Source organism: Treponema primitia ZAS-1, from assembly GCF_000297095.1.
Classification (GTDB): domain Bacteria; phylum Spirochaetota; class Spirochaetia; order Treponematales; family Breznakiellaceae; genus Termitinema; species Termitinema primitia_A.
Window position 1 is genome coordinate 16,850 of the sequence record NZ_AEEA01000175.1, and the last position, 10,810, is coordinate 27,659.

Here is a 10,810-nt window from a genome sequence, read left to right on the forward strand (position 1 = left end):
GGTAGTACCTTCATATTTTCATAGTCCATTTTCATGTATTAATCAATAGGTATTGTAAAATTTTATTCGTTTTTTTATATCCATGGGCGATTGACCAATCACCTATGGGTATAAAATATCAGAACTTCCAGCCTACGCTTAGGGCCGGCCTAAGATAGCCCGGTTCAGAACGGTCATCCGGGGACAGGATCTGGGTAAAATCGACGCCGGCTTCGATAAAAAACGGCCCCTTGATAAGCCACTGGAAGGAAAGCCCTGCAACAAGGGATAGGTACTGGCTGTCCAGGGAATCGCCCTTACCGGCATGGTAGTCAAAATAAAAATCCCCTATTACGCCGAGCCCTGCCCCAAGGCGGAAATTAAAGGCCATAATCCGGTTTGGCAGCCATAGCTGGTACAGCAGGCTGAGCTGCGCCCCGAAAAGCCGGGCTGCAACATCATAGTTTTCCTTTTGCGTTTCCAGCTTATTCCAGGAGGCGCCTAACTCCAGCCCCAGATTACACCAGCCCCACTTAAGGGGAACAACAGTTCCCCTGGCCACGGCGCCCAGGGGAAATAAAAGCTTATCGAAAGTATCACTGTTGAACAGAGCCCCATAGAGAGGGACAAGGGGAGCGTATCCCACAGAAACATTAATATCGGGACGGCCCGGGACATACTGCTCCGGCGGATCGGGACGGCTGATACGCAGGATGCCCCGGGAACTGTCCAGCCCGCCGGGATTTCGGACATACACATCATAAGCGCCCGGCTCAAGCTGCCCGCTGTTAAAGATAAGCTGCGCCGTATTCCCGTTAATCTCCGTCCTCAGGGGATGTATCTCCTGTTCAGGTTCCGGGCGGCGGAGCATAATAAGCGCTCCGGGGGCTAAGCCCTCTGTATCTAGGACAAGCTGCTGCGATTGAGTATTCCCGTCCAGAACTATTTCTTCGGGGGCAAACGTAAGTATCTTTGGCTGAATGGCACGCAGGACTTCAAAATAAACCCAATCCATGGTATATTCAAGCCTATCCAGGAGATTATACACCATTACTGTGTACCGGTACTGTCCTGGCTGAAGAGAAAGTATTCCGTAATTTTCTTCCGTTATTTCACGCAGTATTTCTACATTTTCTCCGTTCTGTTCTTTCTCAAGGATCAGCTCATAACGGAGCGCAAATTCATCGTGGTCCCAGGAAAGGCGCTGCATAAACCTTGGTCTATCATCTTCCCATACAATAAAATAACCATCCTCATCATGTGGCGTATCCTCTGCATATACGACTGCCGCAGGAGGCATACACATAATTAGTAATACTGATAAAGTAACGATGCGCTTACTGGCCATAGATTATACCCGGGTTGTTTGCGGTTTTACGCTGCATCATGGGAAGGTCCACCGTAAAACTATTTTCACCGACGGCTCCCCGTTGAATAGGATCCCCCGCAGCCTGATTGACAGCCTCCACCTGCCACATAAAGCTGCCGTTCTCCAGCAGGCTTAAGTCACTGAGGGTATGGGAATTCTGCGCCAAGGTCCGGCTTTCTATAAGATGCCGGCTGTCCCCCTCCTCCTTGTAGAGGGCAAAAATGTAGGCATCCGCACCCGGAACGGCTTCCCAGACAAACGTAATAATCCGGGACTCCCGCAGCTGCCCGGGGCCGATGATGTACCCGTTTTCCGGCCGCCGCCCCAGAGCTTCCGGAAGAAGGGGATCCGGGATTGAAACTGCGGCCGCAGCCGGCGGTGGTGATGGCGTGGTCGACAGCGGCGCTGGAACCGGCTGCGGACGGTCGGACGGTGGTTCTGACAGAGGAGGTGATGGCGTTTCAAAGATCGGCGCTGGAGCCGGCTGCGGACGGCGGGGTGGTGGTTCAGGCCGCGGGGCGGGCTGCAGGGTAGATGTTCCCTCCATGGCGGTAAAAGGCCGGGATGGCGAAATCGCAGAAATGGCTCCTTCGCTATCGGTCTGGTATACGCCCCAATAATACTGCCCTTCCCCAAGAAGGGTCTCCCCGGCGCCGTAAACAGTATAATTATTGGTTACCTGCCGGGTAATAAGGGGATCCCGTAAATCCTCCGAGGCGGCAATTAGCAGCGTATAGGATCCTGCCTCGGCCTCGTTTTGCCAGGAGAAATAGAAGTCTTCCCGGTCCCCGGCGACATTGAGTATAGCATCAGGCCGGGGGTTCAGCAGGACGGGGGCTTCCAGGTTTCCACTTTGGGTGATAGTAAAAGATGCCGGAGCCGACGGGGCAAGGTTCCCCTCATATTCATCGGTAAAGACCGGCGTTATCCGCCAGTACCAGCGCCCCGTTCCTAGGCCGGTATGGGTGATGGACATGAGGTTCCCCGAGCCGCCCCGTACCAGTTCCCGCAGCGCGGGACTTACAAAGCCGGGATTATCCGCAACGTCTAATAAATGGAAAGAAATTTCCGGCGATGAGGTCCACTGAAACCGCACTGCCGGGATTTTGTTCCGATACTGATATTCGCGGCCTTCCTCGGGGTTCAGTGTCCGGGGAACCGCTATGGAGAGTATCATTAGTTTTCCTGAGGCCGTAGCGGCTGCGTCGGTTGTTCCGGATGCTGCGTTAGTTGTCCCATTCAAAGGGTAGGCCCGCCAGAAAAAAACACCCGGCGGTAGTTCCACCGAGGCCCGCTTTTGCTGTCCCCCATCCAGGGTATGGAGGATCCGCCTAAAACTCCGGTCCGAAGCAATCTCTATGCGGGTACGGTCGTTATCGCCATAGTTTTGCGGATTCCAGAAAAACTCCACCGGCATGGGACCGTCACCGCTGTGGATAAGCCGGGCGTTTGGTTTGGGGGAGAGCATTACTGTTTGGGGACTTTCAAGGATACGGCCTTCCGCGTCTTGGGTCAGCGCTTCTCCCGCAGACAGCTGCAGGTTTCCGCCATCCATATCTATTGCCGCACTGCCTTCACTTATGCGCAGGGAAAAGTTCCCCTCCCCGTCAACGCGGGCAGCCAGCACCGCGCCGCCGGCTGCGCGTATGGTCCTGCTCCCGGTATTCAGTATCAGGGAGGTCCCGCTTCCGGCGGAGGCGGTATCCACACTTATCCCGCCCTGGGTTAAATCAATCCGGTGTATGGTATGATCTGAAAAAATCTGTATCAGGCTGTTTTCCGTAAGATCGACGATGAGCCCCCCGGTAAAGGTTACGGAGGCTTCCGAAAGTTCAGCGGTACGGACATGGTCGCCGTCATATATGGGCGATTCTTTTTGCAGCCGGTCCCATATCATCCGGTCCATAAAGCGGCGCTGGGCTGCCTTGTACTTCCAGGTGATGGTCCCCACGGGCGCCGTGTTCTGCCTTAAAAGTGTCCGGTTGAAATCAAGCCAGAAAAGCCAGAGGCAAAAAAAAGCCCCCGCAAGGCAGAGAAGGATAACCATATAATCGGCGGGGCCCATGGTCCGGTTGTTTTTAGCAATGCCCATCTTTTTTAATCTTGTACTTCAGAACCTTCGCATTGACATCTACGCTGCAGAGATCCGGTTCACAAATGCCCAGCATGTTCCGCAGTTCCGTCAGTGTCCGGGGATGGGGCTGCTCCATACCTTCTTTAACGATCAGATTTACTACCGCGAACATCCGTACGGGCTTTCCCCTGCCCTTTACGGTTACCACCGGCATTTCTTCGGTGATCAAATATTTTCCCACAAGGTTCCAGGTATCTTCGGTAATCAAAATGTCCGTTCCCAGGGGTTTGTTCACCGCTTCGGTACGGCTTGCCAGGTTTACTGCGTCGCCGATGACCGTATACTCCATGCGCTGGGGGGATCCAATCTGTCCCACGGTGACAATTCCCGAATTGATGCCGCAGCCGATCCTGATAACCGGGTCGGCGGGATCATCCGGCTGCCGCCTGCGGTTCATTTCCAGCAGGGCTACGCGCATCAACAGGGCGGCCCGTACTGCGTTAAGGGCATCATGTTCCGTAACCCCTGTGGTATAGGCGGTTCCCCAGTGGGCCATCACCGAATCCCCGATATACTTGTCCACCACGCCGTTGGTTTTCTCCACACACTCCACCATGCGGGTAAGGTATGCGTTCAGCCAGGCGACAATCTTATCGGAGGCTTCGTTACCAAAGGTGTTGGTAAAATTTTCACTTATCGCCGTAAAACTGCGGATATCGGAAAAGAAAATGGTGGCGTACTTCGGTTCCCCGCCGGGCCGGATTTCACCCCGCATTGCCCGTACGGCGATTTCCCGGTTGGTAAAGTGGCCGAAAATACCCAGGGCATTGCTCATCTTGACGAAACTTTCGGACAGGAGGCCGATTTCGTCCCGCCGCTTTTCCGCAAGCGGCACCTCAAACTGCCCTTCCTCAATCTCCCTCGCCGCAATGGTCAATCGCTCCAGGGGTCTGCTGATAGTCTTGGAGTAGAACCAGATAAAGAGAATGGAGATAAAAAGCACCGCCCCGGTTAAAAAGATATTCCGCCGGGTGGTGGCGCTTATCCCCTCAAAGATCACCCGGGATTCTACGGTGGTGATCACCACCGCATTGGCAATGGCAAGCTTCCGAAATGCGCCGAATTGCCGGTTCCCCGCCAAATCGGTGTAGAGGGTTTGGAAATTCTGTTCCCGGCTTTCCCGGAGCATTCTCACCAGGGGATCATTTATCATATTTGCCCCGGCCATGACCAGCCGGTGATCCCCATGGATTAGAATATCCGCAGCATCATTGACCATAAAGGAAACATTAACGAAACCGCCAAAGGCATCGCTTAAGCTTTCTGAAGAGAATATGATGGTCACGGTCTCAGTTTCTCTGCCGCCTGAGCCCTGGTAGGGCAAGAGCATAGCCAGGACAGGTATGCCGAAGACCGGCGCGGTGTTTAAGAGTACCGTCTCCCCCATGCGGGCATGTTCTACATCCTGAATGGAACTATCCATAAATTCATCTACCAGGGCAGTTTCAATTTCATTGCTTACAAAAAACCCGTCGTTAATCAGCATCCGTTCACCCATGGCAAGGGCGGCTATATCCGGGTTCCGTTCAAAGTAGATGTCCGCAATCTGCCGGGAAAGCTCAGACCATAACTCAGTTGACCCCGGGCCTACGCCGGCCCTCACCGCATTGATGGAATCCAGAAGCAGCAGCGCGTCGGATCGGATCGTCTGCAGGGTGTTTTCCGCCTGCGCGGCGGATCGCTGGTTGATCGTAAAATTGTTATCCTCCGCGGTAATCCGCAAATCCCGGGAGACCATAACCGACCCCAGGACGGTAATAGATCCCAGGGAAATGAGCAATAGGAAAACGATGATGATTACCAGCTTAATCCCGATGGGATAGCGTACCCTGCCAGGCGCGGGAGACTTCGCTGCACCATGCAATTCGACTTTGCTGGTTTCTTCTTTTTTGCCTGCCACTCTGTTTCCCCTGTCTTTCTCCATATAGCAACTTACCCTGTTATTACGGCCCAATCATTATTCCGCTGTCATCAATATGGGTTGAACCTGAATAGGTGTTCGGCGAGAGGTATATATTAAACCTGTCTTTGTTGTCCCGGATAAGGGTTCCCGTTCCCGCTAATACCCGGGTGCTTCCCCATGAGGCCGTCGCTACCCGAATTGCCGCAACGGGTATCCTTCCGGTCAGATTGCCCCGTATGGTGATAAATGTATTTAACCGAAGATATACCCAATCGCCGTGGGCAACCGCCGCTCCGCCCTCCATGGAGAATTTACAGGTACTATCCACATACACCCCATTACCGATCATGGCGGAATTACCGCTCATGGCGAACTCACCGGAGTCGAACAAAAACACTCCGTTACCCAGGGAGGCGGCGTTCCCTTCACCGCTCCCGTTCCCGCCTATGGTTCCGCCGCTCATATTGAAGGTAATGCCCTCCACATACACCCCGCCGCCGTGATCAGCGCGATTGGAGCGGATAGTCCCCCCGGTCATAGAAAAACTACCACCCACAGCATACACCCCGCCGCCGCGGTTTGCGTTATACCCGGGGCTTGATAAGGAACTGCCCCCTATGGTTCCCGCCGACATAGTAAAACTACCGCCCGCAAGATACACCTGTCCGCCGTTGCCATAATTGTTGAGATCGGTTGAGGTAGTATCGCTGGAAGCAAAGTTATCGGCGATGGTTCCCCCGCTCATATTGAAGGTGCTCCCGGCGCCGATATATACCCCTCCGCCTCCGAAGGTAGTATTCGCAGCATTATTTTCGCTGATTTTCCCGCCGTAGAGATTAAAGACGCCGCTGCTTTTTACATAAACCCCGCCGCCGCGATTACTATAGTTGGTATTCCAATTGTTTCGCAGGGTTACCCCGTCGTACATATTCAATGTCCCGCCATCCACCGTAATAAGGGCGGCGCTGGCCCATATATAACCGGGATCCGCGTGGTTCCCATCGATAATAAGTTCGCCGCTGCCGCCGGGGGTATCAAAACCTAAGTATAAAGCTGTCCCCGCGCTTATCGTAAAGAGACTGTCTGTAAACTCTATAGGATCCTTCCTCCGGGTTATGGTAACGACGCTTCCCGCTTTGGGGACAAGCCGTATCTGTCTGCCGCCCGTAATTGTGTAGCCCGTCGTCCCGGTCCCCTCCGGCAGGATAATACTTTGTAAAAGGGTAATTTCATCGGAGCTGCCTGCGCCCCCCGCCGGCACCGCGTCTATGGCCTCCTTAAGGGACGCATAGGGTATTGTTCCCCGCATGGCGACTGCGCTCACGGTTTCTGCAAATACCGCGGTCACCGTTATATCGGCGGCAGGCATGGTAATTAAATTCGACCCCGCAACAAGGGGGATAGTGGCGACACCATCGGTATAGCCGGCGCTTGTTAGGGTATACCCGCTGTTCGGTGTAAGCGTCAGGGTAAGCTGGGCACCAGCAGCGGCGGTTGTTACCGGCGTCCCCGCAATGGCTGCCGTTACCGTTCCATTGGCAGGGCTGGCGGTGTTTATGGTGATGGTATAAACGGTAGTATCCGCCGCCGTCGTTACGGTCACGATATACGGCTGGGTTGTACCGTCCGCCGCCGTTACCGTGTAGGTTTGCGGTGCGCTGAAATCCTGCGCTACCCCCGTATCGGGGTTAATAGACGCCCCGGTATGGGTAAGCGCGGGGGCAAGGCTGGTAACATTGGTCCCGTAGGGCACGGTTACCGCAATGGTGTGCGCATCTTCGTTTATGGTTCCGCTCTCCCCTGCCAGGGTAAAGCCAGTTATCGCCTTGGCGCCGCTCAATGCCGGGGTTACGGTCACGACATAGTCTGCGGTGGAATTGTTCTCCGCCGTGACCGTGTAGGTAACCGGGCTGGTGAAATCAAGGTTGGTAAAAACAGCCGGGGATACGCTCAGCGCCGTCCCGCCGCTTTGGGCAATGGTCATCCCGGTGTGGGTAACGGACGCAGTCATACTACTTACAACAGTCCCGTAAGGCGCCGCGACAGCAACCGTCCTTGGCACAGCAGCTTCGTCAATCACGCCGACGGCCATTACCGGGCTGGTAATACTGAACGCCGTAATCGCCTTGTCCGCTGCCGGCGGCGGTGGTGTATCCTCCGACACACAAATAATGGGGGGAATTATAATGTCAGTAAAACTGCGCCATCCGTCGGTGGTCCCTAGCTTTAGGGTAAGCGTGTATGTATCCCCCGGCTGTGCCCCGGCGATATGGATGAAAACCCGGTTGGAGTCACCACCTTCCACCCATATAGCAGCCGGGTCCGGCGCTATTCCGTTATTGAGTACCACATAACCCAGGTCATACCCCTGGCTATTATGCAAATTCAGATCCAGGATAAATTCAGGTGATGACGCGGCTGCGGGGGGGATACGGATAGACCCGTCCTCAAGGACAATACTTCCGGAAGTACCCAGGTCCCAGTCTTCCAGCCGGACCACACCGGTTTGGTGTGCAATAAAATCCTCTATGGACTGGCTGAAATTGTCACAGCCGGAAAGGGAGAGAACAAGTATGAAAAAAATTGCCCTGTACATGTACATGTACCTTCCCTTGCGTTTTCTAAAATATATGCTTTTTTCTTCGCAAGATTCATTTGTACATGTACCTTTCTGTGAGTTTTTTAAATTATACGCTTTTTCTTCGTAAGATTCACCGTTTTTTGTTCTTTACCGAATTTTAACTACACAAACCGCATATCCATCAGGGTAATATCATCCACCAAGGGCGCCTCTCCCAACCACTGATCAATTTCAGTGTCCATAAGAGCGGGAATATCACGATGATCGTGGGCGTGAAATGTTTTGAGCAGATTAAAGGCGTTTTTTTCTCCGAACTTTTCCCCGGAAAGGGCGGTCATGTTGGGGAGGCCGTTGGTGTGGGTGGCGATGCGCAAGCCTGTTTTAATGGGAACGATCTGGCCTTTATCCACATCCAGTTCTTCATTCAGGCCCAGGGGGGGCATATTGGGGGACACCAGTTTGTAGGAAAGGTGGTTGCCATCGGAGGGGAGAAAAATATGGATAGGAGAAAAACCGCAGTTGTGGATCTTCACGGTCATGGTGGAAAAATCAATGTAGAAAAGCACCGCCCCTACCCGCAGACCCGTGGGGTTCACATCCCGGACCAGGGTGTTGATAAACTCCGTCATCCGTTCCGGGTAACCGTCATAATCGGAAAGGACCAGGGTTTCAAAACAGGCGCCCAGGGCCATGGCGGCCATTGAGCCGGAGATGTTCTGGGCCGCCACATCAAAACAGCCCACCATGTATTGGCCCTTCCAGATCTGAAAAACCTGGTAAAAATCTCCGCCGATTTCGTTGGCCATTTTATTGTAAAACAGGAGCTTGATACGTTTATCGTCGATCACCGCTTTTGCCAGGAGCTTCTTCTGAATTTCCCGCGCCTGGGCCATGTCCTGCGCACGAAGACTGTTGGTGTACTTCAGCATATTCTGGAGGCTGACTATCCCCAGGTACGTATGGTTGTATTCCAGGATGAACCACACCGCATCCTTGCCGGGATCCCCTGAGAAGTATTCGTCCATCAGGGTGCTGATAAAGGTGGTGGCATCTACCGTGGCCCGGGCGGGGATGACGAAGAGGTGGAGTTCCCGCAGCCAGGCGCGCATACGGGCGGAAACACCGTCGAAGGTTTCCAGCATGGCCCGGGCGGGGATAACGCCGATTATTTTGCCTTCGCTTATAACAGGGATGGCTTCCAACTCGGGGTTTGACCGAAAAATCGTGAGGGCGGTCTCGTTGGTTTCCCCGAGCGGAACCGGGTCCGGACAAATCACCAGGGTTCCTACCTGGAGCGGAGAAAAACTAATGTCCGGCGCCTTGTTATTCGGATCCATAAAAACCAAACTCCTCTATAAAAACCGCATGTCCACCAGGGTTACATCGTCCGCAAGGGAAGCCTCCCCTATCCAGCCTGCGATCTCCTGATCCAGGAACCTCCGGAGACTATTCTGGGGAACCTGATGAAACTTCTTTAACAGGTCAAAGGTTTTATCCTCCCCATAACGCTCCCCGTAGACATTGGTCATGTCCGTCAAGCCGTCGGAATAGGCGGTAATCCGCAATCCCTTGGTAAGGGAAACAATCTGCCCGGTATCCACATCCAGCTCTTCCTGAATACCCAAGGGGGGAAGGCTGGGCTGTATGGCCTTAAAGGTTATCCGCTTATCTTCCAGGGGCACAAAGATCAACACCGGGGAAAAACCGCAGTTGTGGATCTTCACGGTCATGGTGGTAAAATCGATATAAAACAACACTGCGGTAACAAAGATACCCGGGGGATTCACATCCCGTACCAGGGAATTGATGAACTGGGTAGTTTTTTCCGCGCCGCCCTCAAATTTGAAGAGTTCCAGGGCGGAAAAACAGGCGCCCAGGGCCATGGTTGCCAGGGACCCGGAGATATTCTTCCCCGCCACATCAAAACAGCCAACCAGATAACGGTCCTTACCACCCCGGAAAACCCGGTAAAAATCCCCCCCAAGCTCATGGGCCATCTTATTGAAAAGCAGAACCTGGAGCCGTTTATCGTTAACCAGGGACTTATCCAGGAGGTTCTGCTGTATCTCCCCTGCCCGCAGCAGATCCCGAACCTGGATGCTATTGGTATACTCGACTATTTTACGGATCCCCACCACCCCAAAGTAGGCCTGTTTATACAGAACCACAAACCACGAGGCGTCATCCCCCTGTTCCCCCTTAAGGAAGTCCGCCATTACCGCATCAATGGATGTGGAAGCCTCAACGGTATCCAGGGCCGGAATCAGATAGGCTTCCAGACTGGTATCCAAGGCGGTGTATGAGGCGGAACCGGCTATCTTTTCCAGGGTAGAGCGGGAAATAACCCCCAATACCTTACCGTTTTGCTCCACCGGGACCACTTTCCGTTTCGGTTCATCCTTGAGGGAAGCGAGAACGTCAACCACGCTGGACCCAATACTTACCGGTTCGATAATTTCCGCAATGGATCCAATCTGGAGGGGAGAAAAATAATGGTCATGCGTAGCAACGCCCTGTTCATCCATATATAGTTGTATTAATAATACCATCCTGGTACCAATTGGACAACCTGGTCTTAATAGACTATTATTCAAAAAGGGAGTCCGGTGAATATACTATTTCAGTTTATTAATAAAATAATACCTAAAATCAATATCCTTTCGGGTAAGGCCGTCAAGGCGCTGGATCGTGTCCGTGGCGCCTCTTCCCCCCTGGCGGATCGCCTTTTGGCGGATGCCCTGCGTTTGGCGGAGATCCCCTCCCCTACCCATCAGGAGGAACAGCGGGCGGCTTTTATACTGGAACGTCTTGCAAACCTGCAAATATCCCCCCAAATGGATGAGC

Annotated in this window: 7 protein-coding genes; 1 reads left to right on the plus strand and 6 read right to left on the minus strand. The window is 53.5% G+C overall.

Annotation, left to right across the window (positions count from 1 at the left end; genetic code table 11):
* Positions 1 to 118: 118 nt before the first annotated feature.
* The 6 genes from TPRIMZ1_RS0117275 to TPRIMZ1_RS0117300 all read right to left on the minus strand — a co-directional run bounded on the left by TPRIMZ1_RS0117275 (position 119) and on the right by TPRIMZ1_RS0117300 (position 10,515).
* The gene (locus tag TPRIMZ1_RS0117275) at positions 119 to 1,327 is read right to left on the minus strand and encodes a hypothetical protein (protein ID WP_157784308.1); all 1,209 of its coding nucleotides are present in this window, start codon (positions 1,325 to 1,327) and stop codon (positions 119 to 121) included.
* Positions 1,317 to 3,440 (minus strand): FecR domain-containing protein, encoded by a 2,124-nt coding sequence (locus TPRIMZ1_RS0117280; protein ID WP_010263648.1) that lies wholly within the window; start codon positions 3,438 to 3,440, stop codon positions 1,317 to 1,319. The genes TPRIMZ1_RS0117275 and TPRIMZ1_RS0117280 overlap by 11 nt, the downstream gene beginning before the upstream one ends.
* Positions 3,427 to 5,382: an adenylate/guanylate cyclase domain-containing protein gene (locus TPRIMZ1_RS0117285; RefSeq protein WP_010263650.1), complete on the minus strand. Its 1,956-nt coding sequence runs from the start codon at positions 5,380 to 5,382 to the stop codon at positions 3,427 to 3,429. The genes TPRIMZ1_RS0117280 and TPRIMZ1_RS0117285 overlap by 14 nt, the downstream gene beginning before the upstream one ends.
* 43 nt (positions 5,383 to 5,425) lie before the next feature.
* A complete protein-coding gene (locus tag TPRIMZ1_RS0117290; protein ID WP_010263652.1) occupies positions 5,426 to 7,981 on the minus strand; it encodes a DUF5018 domain-containing protein in 2,556 nt (851 codons plus the stop codon).
* A gap of 146 nt (positions 7,982 to 8,127) precedes the next feature.
* On the minus strand, positions 8,128 to 9,303 hold the full coding sequence (locus TPRIMZ1_RS0117295; protein ID WP_010263653.1) for a PP2C family protein-serine/threonine phosphatase: 1,176 nt from the start codon (positions 9,301 to 9,303) through the stop codon (positions 8,128 to 8,130).
* Positions 9,304 to 9,318: 15 nt separating this feature from the next.
* Positions 9,319 to 10,515 carry a SpoIIE family protein phosphatase gene (locus tag TPRIMZ1_RS0117300; RefSeq protein ID WP_232616868.1) on the minus strand — a complete coding sequence of 399 codons (1,197 nt, stop codon included), beginning with the start codon at positions 10,513 to 10,515 and terminating at the stop codon, positions 9,319 to 9,321.
* 57 nt (positions 10,516 to 10,572) lie between these two features.
* Between TPRIMZ1_RS0117300 and TPRIMZ1_RS0117305 the strand changes: the two genes are divergently transcribed.
* Positions 10,573 to 10,810: hypothetical protein (locus TPRIMZ1_RS0117305; protein ID WP_010263657.1), on the plus strand; the 238-nt coding region annotated here is incomplete at its 3' end.